This is a genomic window from Streptomyces speibonae (genome assembly GCF_984686075.1).
The window spans coordinates 1,732,573-1,747,757 of record NZ_OZ480260.1; the positions used below are offsets into that span (position 1 = coordinate 1,732,573).

Below are 15,185 nucleotides of genomic sequence, written 5' to 3' on the forward strand. Positions count from 1 at the left end.
GCGAGGGTCATCACCCTGGCGGGCAGCCGCACTTGGGCACATCCGGCAAAACAAACGTGCCAGATGAAAGAAAACAGCGCGTCCGGTATCTAAGTGTGTCAGGTGGCGGCGAAAAAGAGAACGGCGGGCCGACCGGTGCCCCATCCGCACCGTCCGGCCCGCCTGCTCGCGGGGTGTTTCAGAAGGTCGGCCGCCGGCCGTCGATTTGCGGCCGGTGTCCCGGGACGCATCGTCCCGCACCCTTCGGCCGGCCGGACGCGCGGGCGGCGGCCCCTTTCGGGGTCGCCCGGGGGTCCGGCCGCGCTCGAACGATAGGCAGCGCGCGGCCCGTCCGGATACCGGGGAAACCCTCGAACCGGCCGGGAACCCACCCTCGGCGCACAGCGGTTGACCAGGAACGGACGCCACGCCCCGCATCGGCCGGGACATGAACGCGCCCGGCCGTTCATCCGTACTGCACGGAAGGCACCACCGCCCCACCGCGTTCCCGCCCCGCCGAAGGAGGCGTCCCGGATGTCCCAGACGACCGCACACCGCGCCGCGCTCGCGGCGGCCCTGGTGGCCCCGCTGCTGACGCCGCTGTGGGCCGCGGCGCCGGCGCATGCCCACGGGGCCCCGACGGATCCGGTGAGCCGGGTCGTGGCGTGCTCGCCCCAGGGCGGTGAGCGTGCGGGCTCGGCGGCGTGCCGCGCGGCGGTCGCCGCGAACGGCGGGCCGTTCACCGCGTGGGACAACCTGCGCGTGGCGAACGTCGGCGGCCGGGACCGGCAGCGGATCCCGGACGGGAAGCTGTGCAGCGGGGGCCTGCCCGCCTACCGGGGCCTCGACCTCGCCCGCGCCGACTGGCCGGCGACCCGGGTGGCGCCCGGCGGGACCCTGCCGATGACGTATGTCTCGACGATCCCGCACACCGGCACCTTCCGGGTGTACCTGACGAAGCCCGGCTACGACCCGGCGCAGCCGCTCTCCTGGTCCGATCTGCCGGAGCGTCCGCTCGCCGAGGTGCGCGACCCGGCACTGACCGACGGCGCGTACCACTTCCGGGTGACACTGCCGTCGGACCGGACGGGACGTCATGTCCTCTACACGGTCTGGCAGAACAGCAGTACTCCGGACACCTACTACTCGTGCTCGGACGTGGAGTTCCCGGAGGCGAGGAAGCCGGCGTCCGCCCCGCCGAAGGTCCGTGACCAGGGCGACGGGGCGAAGAACGAGGACGAGGCGAAGAACGAGGACGAGGCGGCGGCCCCCGAGCGGACCGCGAGCCCCCGCGCCTCGGACACCGCCACCCCCGCCGCGAGCACGCCGGCGGCCGTCGCCCCCGAACCGGCGAGCACCCCCGCCGCCCGGACCACCGCCGCCGCCTCCTCCTCCGGTCCCTCCGCCCCGCTGCTCGCGGGCGGTGCGCTCGCCGTCCTGGTGCTCACCGGGGGCGCCGCGCTCGTCATGCGGCTGCGCCGGCGCTGAAGCCGGGGCGTACGGAGGAGAGCCGGGCCGGTACGTACCGTCCGTTCGGTTCGGAATGCCGCACGGCCACCGCGTTTTCACGCTTCATCACAATGCGGCAGCAAGACCTCACTTCACGTGGCCTTTCACTTGACGACCACCGGTCGCACACGGTTGGCTCCGGGCCAGCGAGAGTCACCCGGCCGGCGCACGTCCCCCCATGCGGCCGTCCGTGCTCTCCCCTGCTCTTGCTCTGCCGCACAGCGAGGTCCGCACTCCTCATGAAGACTCGTCCCCCGTCCCGCCGCCTCTCGCGACACCGCCTGGTGGCCGTGGCGGCCGCCGTCGCTCTGGTCGCGACCGGGTGCTCCGCCTTCGGTACGGACGACGACTCCTCGGACGCGGACGGCGCGGGCGGGTCCGCGGCGGGACGGACGAGAGTCACCCTGGTCACCCACGGCACCGAGGACGACCCCTTCTGGGACCGGGTGCGCAAGGGCGCCGAGGCGGCGGCGGCCAAGGACGACATCGCGCTGACGTATGTGAGCGACCCGGATCCGGCGGGGCAGGCGAAGCTGGTCCGCGAGGCGGTGCGCGACGGCGTCGACGGCATCGCGCTGACGCTGGCCAAGCCCCAGGCCATGAAGGGGCCGGTCGACGAGGCACGGGCGGCGGACATCCCCGTGGTCGGGCTCAACTCGGGCCTGGACGAATGGCAGTCGGCCGGGCTGCCGGCGTTCTTCGGCCAGGACGAGAGCGTGGCGGGCCGGGCCGTCGGCGAGAAGCTGAACGAGCTGAAGGGCCGGCACGCCCTGTGCGTCGTCCACGAGCGCGGCAACGTCGGCCTGGAGGCCCGCTGCGCGGGCGTGAAGAAGACCTTCGGCGGGACGACGGAGAACCTCTACGTCGACGGCACCGACAAGCGCGCCGTCTCCGGCGTTCTCACCGCCCGGCTGCGGCAGGACACGACCATCGACCAGATCGTCACCAACGGGGCGGACTTCGCGCTCACCGCGGTGGACGCGGTCGCGGAGGCGCGCAGCGACGCCCGCGTCGCCACCTTCGACCTCAGCAGCGAGCTCGTGGAGGCGGTGCGCGGCGGCAAGGTGCAGTTCGCCGTCGACCAGCAGCCGTATCTGCAGGGCTATCTCGCCGTGGACGCGCTGTGGCTGTACCGGACCAACGGCAACCTCAGCGGCGGCGGGGTCGCGCCCGTGCTCACCGGACCGGCGTTCGTCACCCGGGACAACGCGGAGTCCGTCGCCGGATTCGCCGCCGGGGGGACCCGGTGACGGTCCGGCCCGTGCGTACCTCTCCCACCATCCGACCGCTCTAGGACCACGATGTCTCCACGGACAGGTGCCCGGCGCCGTATCGGCTCCATTCGTCTCTCGCTGTTCCTCCTCGCCCTGGTGCCGAGCGTCACCCTCGCCGGCATGTGGGGCCTGACGACGATCCAGATGTTCTCCGAGGGGTTGCAGCTGCGCTCCCAGACGACGCTCAGCCGGTCGACGGGCGCGATGGGCACGCACACCACGCTCGCGCTGCAGAGGGAGCGCAGGCTGACCGCCGCGTGGCTGGCCGAGCCACGCAGCTCCCGGGCCGCCCTCGAGGCGCAGCGCGAGACGACCGACAAGGCGGTGGCGAAGCTGGCGGGGCAGGCGGACGCGATCGCCGGCGCACCGCCGCGCGTCTCGGACCGGCTGTACTCGGTGCTCGGCTCGGTGGGCAGCCTGGAGTACTACCGGGACCAGGTGGACCGCCCCACCGGCATCACCGCCGAGCAGGCGCTCGAGCAGTACACCTCGATCATCGACGACCAGATCCACGCCTTCCGGGAGCTGTCCCAGGTCGACGACGGGGACCTGACCTCGCAGGCGCAGCCGCTGGTGGCGCTGGAGCACGCGGCGGAGCTGGTCTCCCAGGAGGACGCCGTCCTCACCCTCGCCTGGCCCTCCGGACGCCTCTACGCGGAGAAGTGGAGCCAGTTCACGGAGATGGTCCACACCCGCCGCTGGCTGGTCGAGGACCAGATCATGCCCGCGGTGACCGGCGACGTCAGGGCGCAGGCCGAGCAGATCCTGCGCAGCCCCGAGTGGCGCGCCCTGGAGGCGATCGAGGACCAGGTGCTGGCCACCACGGTGGAGGGCAAGGACCGCAGCGCCCAACTGCCGGACCTGCGGGAACAGTGGACCGAGGCCATGGACAAGGTCTCGGCGCAGTACTCCACGATGATCCGGCAGCAGACGGACGCGCTGCTCACCAGCAGCGCCGACGAGGCCCGCGGCCTGCTGGTGACGGCCGCCTCCCTGAGCGCCGCCGGACTTCTCGCGCTGCTGCTGTGTGTCGGGCTGTCCTGGCGCATCACCCGTTCGCTGTCCCGCCGGCTGCGCGGGCTGCGGGAGGCCACTCTCGGTCTGGCGCACGAGCGGCTGCCCGACGTGGTGGCCCGGCTGGAGCGCGGCGAGAAGGTCGACGTCGAGTCGGCGGCGCCCCCGCTGGACTACCGGCCCGACGAACTGGGCCAGGTCGCCCAGGCGTTCAACACCGCGCAGCGCACCGCCGTGCACACCGCGGTCGAACTCGCCGACACCCGGCGGGGGTTCCAGAAGGTCATCCTGGGCATCGCCCGGCAGAGCCAGAACCTGGTCAACCTCCAGCTCAGCAAGCTCGACGCGCTGGAGCGCCGGCACACCGACCCCGAGGTCCTCAAGGGCCTGTACGAACTGGACTCCACGGCCAGCCAGTTGCGCCGGTACGAGGAGAACCTGGTCATCGTCAGCGGGGAGCGGCCCGGCCGGACCTGGAGCGAGCCGGTCGCGCTGATCGACATCGTGCGCAGCGCCGTCGGCGAGGTCGCCGAGTACCAGCGGGTGGAGGTGCACACCGACGAGGAGGTGTCGCTCGCCCCGCCCGCGGTGGCCGACGTGATCCATCTGCTGGCCGAGCTGATCGACAACGCGACGGTGTACTCGCCGGCGCCCAGCCCCGTCGGGGTGCGGGCGGCGATGGTCGCCAAGGGCCTGGCCGTGGAGATCGAGGACCGGGGCCTCGGCATGTCGGAGGAGGACTACGCCTCCCTCAACGCCCAGTTGGCCAAGCCGCCGCAGTTCGACGTGGTGGCACTCGCCGACGACCTCCGGCTCGGCATGTTCGTGATCGCGCAGCTCGCGCACCGGCACGGCATCGCCGTCACGCTGCGCCCGTCACCGTACGGCGGGACCACGGCGATCGTGCTGATCCCGCACGAGATCGTGGTGCGGGACGAGCCGGCCGGTCCCGGCGCCCGGGACACGGCGGACGCCGCCGCGCCGGACGTACCGGCCGGGGAACGCGAGGACGCGGCGGCCGCCGCGCGGCGGAGTGCTCCCGCGCGGGAGGCGGCGGCCCGGCCGGCCACCGCGGTGCGGTCCGTGCCCGCACCGGCCGCGCCCCGCGCGGACGGACTCACCCCGCTGCCCCGCCGGGTGCCGCAGACCAGCCTGGCCGCCGAACTGCGCGAGGAGACCCCGCCGGAGCCCGCGGACGGGTCCGCCGACGACTTCACCGCGGAGCACGCCGCCTCTTCCCTGGCCTGCTTCCAGCGGGGCACGCTCCAGGCGCGGGACGACGACACCGACGAGGCCGGGCCCGCGTCCGACGGCGCCCATGCCGGCCCGGACGGGCCCCCGGGCGAGGACGGCCCGACGGACCCGTCCCGGGTGCCCGCGGCATCCTCCGGGCTCTCGACCCCGACCGCTGACGCCGACCGCTGACCGCCGACGAAGGAACCGCCATGACACGCCCCATCCCCGCCACCCACACCCAGCTGGACCAGCTGCTGACCGGACTCGTGGAACGGGTCGCCGACGTGAACCAGGCCGTGGTCCTCTCCGAGGACGGGCTGGTGGTCAGCAAGTCCACCGGCTTCCTGCGCGACGACGCGGAGCGCCTGGCGGCGACGGCGTCCGGGCTGATGAGCCTCAGCAAGGGCGTCAGCATGGACTTCCGCGGCGGCCCGGTGCGCCAGGCGCTCATCGAGATGGCGCACAGCTTCCTGATCCTCACCTCGGCGGGGCCCGGCGCCCATCTGGTGGTGCTCACCGGTCCGGGGGCGGACGTCGGTGTGGTGGCGTACCAGATGAACATGCTGGTGAAGAAGATCGGCGAGCACCTCAGCGCGGCACCGCGGGACACCTCCGGGCCCGCCGTCGACCCCGGCGTGTGAGGTGGGAGGAAGCGACTCGGCGGGCCGGCTGGTACGGCCCTTCACCCTGACCGGCGGCCGGACCCGGCCCAGCCGCGCCGACTTCACGCTCATCACCACGGTGACGGCGGTCGATCCGCAGCCCGAGACGGCCGGCCGGCCGCAGCCCGAGCATCTGCGGATCCTGCGGCTGTGCGCCGAGCCGATGGCGGTCGCCGAGCTCGCCGCGCGGCTCGACCTTCCGGTCAGCGTGGTCGTCATCATGCTCTGCGACCTGCTGGAGGCGGGCCGGATCACCGCGCATCCGCCGCACCCCGTCACCCGTACCACCCCGGATCTGGACCTGCTGCAGAAAGTGAGGGAGGGCCTTGGCCGGCTCTGACACCACCGCTCAGGAGTCCGCCGACCGTTCGGCTCCCGACACGGTCAAGATCCTGATCGCCGGCGGCTTCGGCGTGGGCAAGACCACGATGGTCGGCTCGGTCAGCGAGATCGCCCCGCTGCGCACCGAGGAACCGCTGACCCTGGCGGGACTCGACGTCGACGACCTGGACGGCGTGGAGGAGAAACGTGCCACCACGGTCGCCATGGACTTCGGCCGGATCTCCGTCTCGGACGATCTCGTGCTGTACCTCTTCGGCACCCCGGGCCAGCAGCGGTTCTGGTTCATGTGGAACGACCTGGCGCTGGGCGCGCTGGGCGCGGTGGTCCTGGTGGATGTGCGCAGGCCCCGGACCAGCTTCGCCGCGATCGACTTCTTCGAACGCCGGAACATACCGTTCGTGATAGCCGTCAACGGCTTCTACGGCGAGCACCCCTACCCGGCGGAGGACATACGCGAGGCCCTGACGCTGCCGGAGGGCGTGCCCGTGCTGCTGTGCGACGCGCGGGAGCGGGAGTCGAGCCGGGACGTGCTGATCGCGCTGATCGACCGGCTGATAGCCCAGGCGGCCCCGGCGGCTCCCGCGGGGTGAACTCCCGCGGGGGTGCGGCCCGTCGGCCGCACCCCGGGGGCGGTCAGTCCAGGCCGGCCGACTTCAGCCAGGCCTTGGCCACGTCCAGCGGGTCCTTCTTCTCCAGCTGGATCTGGGCGTCGAGGTCGAGCAGGGTCTCGGTGTCGAGCTTCGCCGAGACGGCGTTGAGCGCGTCCACGCCCTCCTGGGGGAGGCCGTCCTTGTGCACCAGCGGGGTGACGTTGGCGAATCCGAAGAGGTTCTCCGGGTCCTTCAGGACGACGAACTTCTCCTTCACGATGGTCGGATCGGTGGTGAAGACGTCGGCGGCCTGGACCTCGTTCTCGGCGAGCGCCGCCTGGGTCAGCGGGCCGCCCGCGTCCAGTGCCTTGAAGGACTTGAACTTCAGTCCGTAGACGGATTCCAGGCCCTTCAGCCCCTGCTGCCGGGTCTGGAACTCCGGCGAGCCGCCGATGACCAGGTCGGGCGCTATGTCCTTGAGGTCGGCGAGCGTCGACTCGGCGGTGAGGCCGTGCTTCTTCGCGGTCGCGGCGTTGACGCTGACCGAGTCCTTGTCCTCGGCCGGGGACGACTCCAGCAGGGTCAGCTTCTTGTCCAGCTTCGCCTTGACGGCCTCGTTCACCGCCTCGGCCGACTCCTGCCCGGCCTCGGGGTCGAGGTAGGCGAGCAGGGAGCCGTTGTACTCGGGCAGAACGGTGATGGAGCCGTTCTTCATCAGGCCGTAGGTCGTCTCACGGCTGCCGATGTTGTGCTTGTAGTCGACCTTGATGCCCTTGGCGCGCAGCGCCTCGCCGTAGATGTCGGCGAGCAGGGTGCTCTCGGCGAAGTTGTTGGAGCCGACGACGACGGTGCCCGCCTCGGCCTTCTCCCCGGCGAGGGGGTTGTCGGAGGTGTCGTCGGAGGAACAGCCCGCGAGCAGCGCCGCGGCGGCGGTGAGCGCGACGGCCGCCGCGCCGGTGTGCCTCGTCCTGGGTCTGCTGCTCTTCGCGGTAGAAGTCATTCGCCGATCCAATCCAGCCGTTTTACGGTCAGTCAAGAACATGAGGGTCACGGTTTGTCGCACGGGAGGCGGGCCGGACGTCAGCGTCTGCGCACGCCGGGCGAGACCGCCAGCCGTCCCGCGGCCCAGAACAGCGCGAGGGTGGCGAGGGCCAGGACGGCCACCAGCGTGGCGCCGCCGACCACCTTCTCGTAGTCGCGCTGGTAGAGCCCGTCGATGATGTACCGGCCGAGGCCGCCGAGGCTGACGTACGCGGCGATGGTGGCCGTCGACACGATCTGGATGGCGGCGGACCGCAGGCCGCTGAGGATCAGCGGGAGCGCCACCGGCACTTCGACCTGGAAGAGGATCCGCGACTCGTGCATGCCCATGCCCCGGGCGGCGTCCACGGGGGCGGGGTCGACGGAGCGGACCGCCTCGTAGGTGGTCACCAGGACCGGCGGGACCGCCAGCACGACCAGCGGGATCATCACGGGCAGCAGGCCGAAGCCGATCAGCAGGACGGCGAGCACCAGCAGGCCGAAACTGGGCAGCGCGCGGGCGGCGTTGGCGATGAAGGCGAGCGCGTTCCCGCCGCGTCCGGTGTGCCCGGTGAGCAGGCCGACGGGCAGGCCGATCGCGGCGGCGACGGCGAGGGCCAGCGCCGAGTACTGCACGTGCTCCCAGAAGCGCTGCGGGATGCCGTCGTAGCCCTGCCAGTTCGCGGCGTCGCTGAAGAAGGCGTCGACGAAGTTGAGGAGGTTCACCGGACCGCGCCCTCCGGGGTGGTCTGCGCCCGCCGTGCCGCGGGCTTCGGGCGGGTGCCGCGCGGCATCCACGGGGTCACCAGGATCCGCAGCAGCACCAGCAGGGCGTCGCACAGCACCGCCAGGACGGCCATGGTGAGGACGGCGTTCACCGCGAGTTCGGGCCGGTCGTACTTCTGCGCGGCGGCGAGCAGATTGCCGAGGGCGCCCTGGTTGCCGATCAGCGCGCCGACGCTGACCAGGGAGATGCTGGACGCGGTGGCGACCCTGAGTCCGGCGATGATGGCGGGCGCGGCGATGGGCAACTGCACCTGGAGGTAGCGGCGTACGGGGCCGAAGCCCATGGCGGTGGCGGCGGCCAGGGTCTCGTCCGGCACCGAGCGCACGCCGTCGACGATCGCCGGGACCAGCACCACCAGGCTGTACAGGGCCAGCGGGATCATCACGGTGAGCTCGGTCTGGCCGGTGTAGTCGATGAGGACGACGAAGAACGCCAGCGAGGGGATGGCGTACAGCACGGTCGTCACGCCGAGCACGGGCGGGTACAGCCAGCGGAAGCGTCCGCACAGCTGCGCGAGCGGCAGGGCGAGGAGCAGCCCGGCGGCCACCGGCAGCAGGGCCTCGCGCATGTGCAGCCCGATCAGGCCGGTCCAGCTGTGCTGGAGGTCGCTGGGGATGTCGAAGAAGCCGCTCATCCCGCGACCTTCTCGCCGTCGGTGCGGCCGGCCGTGTGGGCGGCGCGGATCGCCTCGCCGATGGTCTGCTGGGAGACGACGCCGGTCACCCGGCCGTCCCCGTCCACGGCGACCGCCCAGCCGGTGGGCGAGAGCACGGCGCAGTCGAGGGCGGCCCGCAGGGAGTCGGCGCCGGGCACGAACGGCCGCCCGTACGGCAGGAGCCGGTCGGCCGGGACGTCCCCGGCGGTCAGCTCCGCCCGCTCGGCCCAGCCCAGCGGGCGGCCGTCGGGGCCGGTCACCAGCAGGTAGGGGGCCTCGACGGCCGGGATCCGGGCGGCGGGAGTGCCGGCCGGGACCACGGCGTCGCTGGTCAGCTCCAGTCCGGCGGAGGGGAAGAAGGACAGCCGGCGGATGCCGCGGTCGGCGCCGAGGAAGTCCTCCACGAAGGCGTCCGCGGGGCCGGACAGCAGCTCGGCGGGCGGTGCGTACTGGGCGAGCCGGCCGCCCTCGCGCAGCACGGCGACCATGGTGCCGAGTTTGATCGCCTCGTCGATGTCGTGGGTGACGAAGACGATGGTCTTGCCCAGTTCGTCCTGGATGCGCAGGAGTTCGTCCTGGAGTCCCTTGCGCACCACGGGGTCGACGGCCGAGAACGGCTCGTCCATCAGCAGCACCGGCGGGTCCGCGGCGAGCGCCCGCGCCACGCCGACGCGCTGCTGCTGGCCGCCGGAGAGCTGGTAGGGGTACCGCTTGGCCAGCGAGGTGTCCAGGCCCACCCGCTCCATCAGCTCCGCCGCCCGCTCCCGGGCCCGCTGCTTGCCCCAGCCGAGCATGCGGGGCACGGTCGCGATGTTGTCGACGATCGTGCGGTGCTGGAAGAGCCCGGCGTTCTGGATGACGTAGCCCATGGACCGGCGCAGGGTGGTGACCGGCCGCTTCCGGCTGTCCTCGCCGTCGAGGAGGATCGTTCCCTCGGTGGGTTCGACCATCCGGTTGATCATGCGGAGGGTGGTCGTCTTGCCGCAGCCGGAGGGTCCGACGAGGACGGTGATCGAGCGGTCGGGGATCTCCAGCGACAGCCGGTCGACCGCCACCGTGCCGTCCGGGTACCGCTTCGTGACTGAATCGAACCGTATCAAGACGCCGAGTGCCCTTCGGGTGGCGGAAAGTTTCGGACCGGGGTCGCATGCTGTGTCGCCGGGTGAGTGTAAACGGCCCCACTGACACAGCCCCGGATCCCCGCACCCGTGGCGGCGGCCTCGGGCTAGGCCGCCACCTGCCCAGATCCGGCGAGCGGAAACCCGTCGGTGCGCCGCACCCGGCGGTCGGCGGTCACGGCGAAGACCTCGCAGCCGGGGCGTGCGGCGGCCCACGCGATGCCCTCACGCCCCAGCGCGAAGGCCGCCGTGGCGACCGTGTCGGCCTCGGTCAGGGTCGGGGCGACGACGGTCAGGCTGAGCAGACCGGTGGCCGGGCGGCCGGTGCGTCCGTCGAGGATGTGGTCGCCGCGTTCGTAGCGCGCGGAGGTGGCGACGGCGCCGTCGGTGACCTGGGCGACCGTGCAGAGCCGCCCGGGGTGCTCGGGGTGCCGTACCCCCACGCGCCACGGTCCGCCGGCGACGGCCACATCCCCGCCGGCGTTGAGGCAGAACCGCCGTACCCCGGCGGCCCGGAGCAGCTCGGCCCCCTTCTGCACCGACCAGCCCTTCACCACGGCGCACGGGTCGAGCCCCCGCCCCGGCAGCCGTACGTCGAAGGCGCCGCCGGTCGCCACCCGGTACCGCTCGCACAGCTCGAGGACCTCGGTCAGCCCCGGGCTCAGCCGGCCGGGGTCCAGCTCGCCCCGGCCGAGCCGGCTCACCTCACTGTCCTCGCGGAACGGACTGAACCGGGCGTCGACCTCGTGCAGCCAGGTGAACAGCCGGTCGGCCGCGGTGGCGTCGAACCGCTCGTCGTCGACGCGCAGGGACACCGGGAGCCCCATGACGTGTTCGACGCGCCGCATGTCAGGAGCCCTGCGCGTCGAGGGCGGCCTGGAGCGACTCCCGGTAGCCGTCACTGGTGACGGTGGCGCCGGACACGGTGTCGATGTCGGCGCTCTGCTCCTGAAGCGTCTCCTCGATCAGGGTCGGCACGGCGGCCGTGGTCTGCGGGTGGTCCGGCTGCTGGAGCATCCGCACGGTGGTGATGCGGTCGCCGTCGAGGGTGACCTCGACCCGCACCGGGCCCTTCTCGGTCTCCACGGTGGGCCCGGCGACGACCTGGACGGTGCTGCCGGGTGCGGTGGACACCGTGGGGGCGGGGGCGGGTTCCGCGGCCACCCGCGTGGGGGCCGCGGGGGCGTAGCGCACCACGGGGACCAGTCCGGCGACGGTCAGCACCAGGACGGGCAGGGCTCGTTTCACGGGGGTTCTCCTCATGCTCCGGGTGCGCGTCATCCGGCCAGGCTGAAGCGCTCGTGGTGGATCTGGCGCCCGGGCACGCCCAGAACGCGCAGGGTGCGCAGGACCGCGGCGGTCATCCCGGGCGGGCCGCAGACGTAGACGTCCCGGTCGGTGAGGTCCGGCACGAGCCGGGACAGCTCACCGGGGGCGAGCCGGTCGGGGACGGGCGGGCCGGTGACGAGGTGCAGTTCGGCGCCCTTGGCGAGGGCCAGTTCACGCAGTTCGTCGTGGAGCACGGCGTCGGCCTCCGTGTTGACCCGGTAGAGGACGACGGCGTGGCCGTGCAGCTCCTCCAGCAGGGCGCGGATCGGGGTGACGCCGACCCCGCCGGCGATGAGCAGGGCGTCGGGCCGGGTGCGGTGCAAGGTGGTGAAGGCGCCGTAGGGGCCCTCGGCGAAGACCCGGGTGCCGGGCCGCAGCTGGCGCAGGGCCGCGCTGCCGTCGCCCACCGCCTTCACGGTGAGCCGCAGGCCGCGCCCGTCGGGCGCGGCCGACAGGGAGTACGGGTTGGCCTGCCACCAGCGGTCGCGGGTGAGGAACCGCCACAGGAAGAACTGGCCGGCGCGCGCGGGCAGCCGGTGCAGATCGCGGCCGGTGATGTGCACGGACACCACGGTGTCGCTCTCCGGGACGACGGCCGAGACCCGCAGCCGGTGGCGCAGGTTGCGCCACAGCGGCAGGACCACCCGGCCGGCGAGGACGGCGGCGAAGGCGGTGCCCCACAGCCCGTACCAGTAGGCGGTGGCGGCGGAGGAGGCGGTGAAGGTGGAGCCGACGGCGACCTGGTGGCTGAGGGCCAGCAGCACGGCCAGGTAGGTGTAGAGGTGGATGAAGTGCCAGGTCTCGTAGGCGAGCCGGCGCCGGGCCCGGCGGGCCGAGACCGCGCCGACGACGAGGATCAGCGCCAGCGCGACGACCGCGCGCAGCACGCCCTCGACCGTCTCGGCGAGGTCGACGAGCTGGTTGACGGGGTCCATCGAGGACATCTCGGCGTAGCCGAAGGTGATGAAGACCGCGTGGCCGAGCAGCGTCCACAGCAGCCCGAAGCCGAGCCACCGGTGCCACAGGGTCAGCCGGTCCATGCCGATTCTGCGGTCCAGCCAGGGCAGGCGGGCCACCAGCAGCAGCTGGAAGGCCATCAGCAGGGCGGCGTACAGGCCGGTGAGGCGGCCGAGCAGGACGAGGGCGTTGGCGCCGAAGCCCGCCTGGACGAAGAAGACGGCCACCACGGCCGCGTTCGCCGCGATCAGGGCGTACAGGCCGGTGCGCGCCACCGTCCCGGGGTGTCGCCTCACGGTGGGGGGTGCGGGAGGCGATTGGACAGCTGTCACGCGGCAAACTCCTTGATCGGGTCCTGGGACACCGAGCCTGGTCGCAGACACTGTCGATCACCTGTCGGCCGACTTTCAGGTTTTTATCGATCGGGACGCGGATGTGCACCGCCCTGTGGCGCGGGGGGCCGGGTGCCGCAGTATGGGCGGGTGGAAAAAGTACGACTCCTCGTGGTGGACGACGACCCGCCGATCGCGGACCTGGTGGCGACGGTCGCCCGGTACGAGGGCTGGGACGCGGTCACCGCCTACTGCGGTGAGGAGGCGCTGCGCCGGGCCGGCGAGTTCCGCCCGGACATCGTGGTGCTCGACCTGATGCTGCCGGACATCGACGGCTTCGGCGTCCTGGACCGGCTGCGGCGGTCCGGGACGATGGTGCCGGTGGTCTTCCTCACCGCCCGGGACGGGGTCGCGGACCGGGTGGCCGGGCTGACCCGGGGCGGGGACGACTACCTGGTCAAGCCGTTCGCCGTGGAGGAGCTGATGGCGCGGCTGCGGACGGTGCTGCGGCGCAGCGCCGGGCCGGGGTTCCAGCGCTCGGTGCTGCGGGTGGCGGATCTGACGATGGACGAGGACACCCGTGAGGTGCGGCGCGGGGACCGGCTGCTGTCGCTGACGCCGACCGAGTACGAGGTGCTGCGCTATCTGATGCGCCGGTCGCCGACCGTGCTGACCAAGGCGCAGATCCTCGATCATGTGTGGGAGTACGGCTTCGGGGGCCGCTCCAATGTGGTGGAGCTGGTCGTCAGCCGGCTGCGGCGCAAGCTGGACGCCACGGGCGCGCCCCTGATCCAGACCGTGCGGGGCTTCGGGTACGTCATACGGCAGGCCGCCGAGTGACCGCGCTCGTGCGGCGGCTGCGGGACACCTACCGGCGGATGCGGCTGGGCACCCGGCTGACCCTGGGCCTCGGGGTGCTGTCGCTCGCGGTGTTCGCGGTGGTCGGCACGGCCCTGACCACGCACATGCACGAGTATCTGGAGCGGCAGCTGGCCGACCAGCTGAGGCTGATCCAGACCGTCCAGGCCAAGGATGCGGCGGCGCACGGCACGGTCAAGCGGAAGTCGTACTACGGCTGGTACACGGCCGTGTACGACGTCTCCGGCGAGGACGCGGTGACGCTGCGCAAGCCCGCCGAGGTGCCCGACGACACCCGGGCGATGACCGACCTCGCGCGGGCCATGGCGCACTCCGACACCGAGCTGGTGCGCACCGCGCGGATCGACGGCGAGGGCACCTACAAGCTGCGGGGCTGCGAGGTGGAGCCGGGGGTGGTGCTGGTGAGCGCCGCTCCGGTGAAGGACATCGAGCAGACCGTCGAGCAGTTGATCACGGTGCAGGTCGTGGTGTTCGCCCTCGCGCTGCTCGCGCTGCTGGTGTTCGGGCGGCGGATGCTGCGGCGCGGGCTGAAACCGCTCAGCGACATGGCGCACACGGCGCACGGCATCGCCTCGCACGACCTGAGCGAGTCGGCCTCCCGGCTGCCGCTGCGCGCGGACGGCCGGGACGGCGGCCGTGAGGTGGCGGAGCTGCGCACCGCGTTCAACACCATGCTGGAGCACATCGACGACTCCCTCGCGGTCCGCGCGGAGGCCGAGCTGCGGCTGCGCCGCTTCGTCGCGGACGCCTCGCACGAACTGCGCACCCCGCTGATGTCGGTGCGCGGCTACGCCGATCTGTTCCAGTACGCCGCCGCCAACGAGCCCGCCGAACGCGACCGGCATCTGGCCCGGCTGCGGGCGGAGGCCGCCCGGATGGGCGTGCTCCTCGACGACCTGCTGCTGCTCGCCCGGCTGGACGCGGCGGAGGTGGAGACGCCGTTGCGGACGGCGGAGACGGATCTGACGGAGCTGGTGCAGCAGGCGGCCGACGCGTTCCGGGCGGGTCATCCGGGACATCCGCTGAAGGTGAGGACCGGGCCGGGTCCGCTGACACTGCGGCTGGATCCGCAGCGCATCCGGCAGGTGCTGGACAACCTGCTCACCAACGCCGCCGTGCACACCCCGGCCGGCACCCCGGTGTCGGTGGAGGTGTCCGTGGCCGGGGACACGGCGGTGGTGCGGGTGGCCGACGCGGGCCCCGGAGTGCCGGCGGAGGACCGGGAGCGGGTGTTCGACCGGTTCTACCGGGTCGACAAGGCCCGCAGCCGGGACCGGGGCGGCAGCGGGCTGGGCCTGGCGGTCGCCCAGTCCCTGACGCGGGCCCACGGCGGCGGGATCGAGCTGCGCAGCGAGCCGGGGGCGACGGTGTTCACCGTACGGCTGCCGGTGACCGGCGGGGACCGGCGGACCGCCGGCGCGGGGGAGCACGACATCATCGCGTGAGGCGGTCCTGGTGGGGGCCTTCCGGGTCACCCGAGACTCTTACGGACCCATGACGTG

At 72.9% G+C, this 15,185-nt stretch carries 15 protein-coding genes; 8 read left to right on the top strand and 7 right to left on the bottom strand.

The window, feature by feature from the left end; genetic code table 11:
- Positions 1-513: 513 nt before the first annotated feature.
- From AC5L3C_RS07640 to AC5L3C_RS07665, 6 genes are all read left to right on the top strand, one after another.
- Complete coding sequence (locus AC5L3C_RS07640; protein ID WP_493647869.1) at positions 514-1,467, top strand: lytic polysaccharide monooxygenase; 954 nt, start codon at positions 514-516, stop codon at positions 1,465-1,467.
- A gap of 260 nt (positions 1,468-1,727) precedes the next feature.
- The gene (locus AC5L3C_RS07645) at positions 1,728-2,738 is read left to right on the top strand and encodes a substrate-binding domain-containing protein (protein WP_493647871.1); all 1,011 of its coding nucleotides are present in this window, start codon (positions 1,728-1,730) and stop codon (positions 2,736-2,738) included.
- 51 nt (positions 2,739-2,789) lie between these two features.
- Positions 2,790-5,201: a sensor histidine kinase gene (locus AC5L3C_RS07650; protein WP_493647872.1), complete on the top strand. Its 2,412-nt coding sequence runs from the start codon at positions 2,790-2,792 to the stop codon at positions 5,199-5,201.
- A gap of 20 nt (positions 5,202-5,221) precedes the next feature.
- Positions 5,222-5,653: a roadblock/LC7 domain-containing protein gene (locus AC5L3C_RS07655; RefSeq protein ID WP_125503457.1), complete on the top strand. Its 432-nt coding sequence runs from the start codon at positions 5,222-5,224 to the stop codon at positions 5,651-5,653.
- Position 5,654: 1 nt separating this feature from the next.
- Complete coding sequence (locus AC5L3C_RS07660) at positions 5,655-6,014, top strand: DUF742 domain-containing protein (RefSeq protein ID WP_493647874.1); 360 nt, start codon at positions 5,655-5,657, stop codon at positions 6,012-6,014.
- Entirely contained in the window at positions 6,001-6,606 is a 606-nt protein-coding gene (locus tag AC5L3C_RS07665; RefSeq protein ID WP_125503459.1) for a GTP-binding protein, read from the top strand. Before AC5L3C_RS07660 ends, AC5L3C_RS07665 begins: the two co-directional genes overlap by 14 nt.
- Before the next feature lie 43 nt (positions 6,607-6,649).
- Here the strand turns inward: AC5L3C_RS07665 and AC5L3C_RS07670 are convergent, their stop codons facing one another.
- The 7 genes from AC5L3C_RS07670 to AC5L3C_RS07700 form a co-directional block, all read right to left on the bottom strand.
- The gene (locus tag AC5L3C_RS07670; protein ID WP_493647876.1) at positions 6,650-7,606 is read right to left on the bottom strand and encodes an ABC transporter substrate-binding protein; all 957 of its coding nucleotides are present in this window, start codon (positions 7,604-7,606) and stop codon (positions 6,650-6,652) included.
- Between the two features lie 80 nt (positions 7,607-7,686).
- On the bottom strand, positions 7,687-8,352 hold the full coding sequence (locus AC5L3C_RS07675) for an ABC transporter permease (protein WP_493647877.1): 666 nt from the start codon (positions 8,350-8,352) through the stop codon (positions 7,687-7,689).
- Entirely contained in the window at positions 8,349-9,047 is a 699-nt protein-coding gene (locus AC5L3C_RS07680) for an ABC transporter permease (protein WP_493647878.1), read from the bottom strand. The genes AC5L3C_RS07675 and AC5L3C_RS07680 overlap by 4 nt, the downstream gene beginning before the upstream one ends.
- The gene (locus tag AC5L3C_RS07685; protein ID WP_493647881.1) at positions 9,044-10,168 is read right to left on the bottom strand and encodes an ABC transporter ATP-binding protein; all 1,125 of its coding nucleotides are present in this window, start codon (positions 10,166-10,168) and stop codon (positions 9,044-9,046) included. The genes AC5L3C_RS07680 and AC5L3C_RS07685 overlap by 4 nt, the downstream gene beginning before the upstream one ends.
- Positions 10,169-10,293: 125 nt before the next feature.
- Entirely contained in the window at positions 10,294-11,034 is a 741-nt protein-coding gene (locus tag AC5L3C_RS07690; RefSeq protein WP_493647882.1) for an FAD:protein FMN transferase, read from the bottom strand.
- A 1-nt stretch (position 11,035) separates the two neighbouring features.
- Positions 11,036-11,434 carry an FMN-binding protein gene (locus tag AC5L3C_RS07695; RefSeq protein ID WP_125503465.1) on the bottom strand — a complete coding sequence of 133 codons (399 nt, stop codon included), beginning with the start codon at positions 11,432-11,434 and terminating at the stop codon, positions 11,036-11,038.
- Positions 11,435-11,463: 29 nt separating this feature from the next.
- Positions 11,464-12,804 carry a ferredoxin reductase family protein gene (locus tag AC5L3C_RS07700; protein WP_493647885.1) on the bottom strand — a complete coding sequence of 447 codons (1,341 nt, stop codon included), beginning with the start codon at positions 12,802-12,804 and terminating at the stop codon, positions 11,464-11,466.
- A 150-nt stretch (positions 12,805-12,954) separates the two neighbouring features.
- Between AC5L3C_RS07700 and AC5L3C_RS07705 the strand changes: the two genes are divergently transcribed.
- A complete protein-coding gene (locus AC5L3C_RS07705) occupies positions 12,955-13,644 on the top strand; it encodes a response regulator transcription factor (protein WP_125503467.1) in 690 nt (229 codons plus the stop codon).
- 38 nt (positions 13,645-13,682) lie between these two features.
- Positions 13,683-15,128: a sensor histidine kinase gene (locus tag AC5L3C_RS07710; protein WP_493653771.1), complete on the top strand. Its 1,446-nt coding sequence runs from the start codon at positions 13,683-13,685 to the stop codon at positions 15,126-15,128.
- The last annotated feature ends 57 nt before the right edge of the window (positions 15,129-15,185 follow it).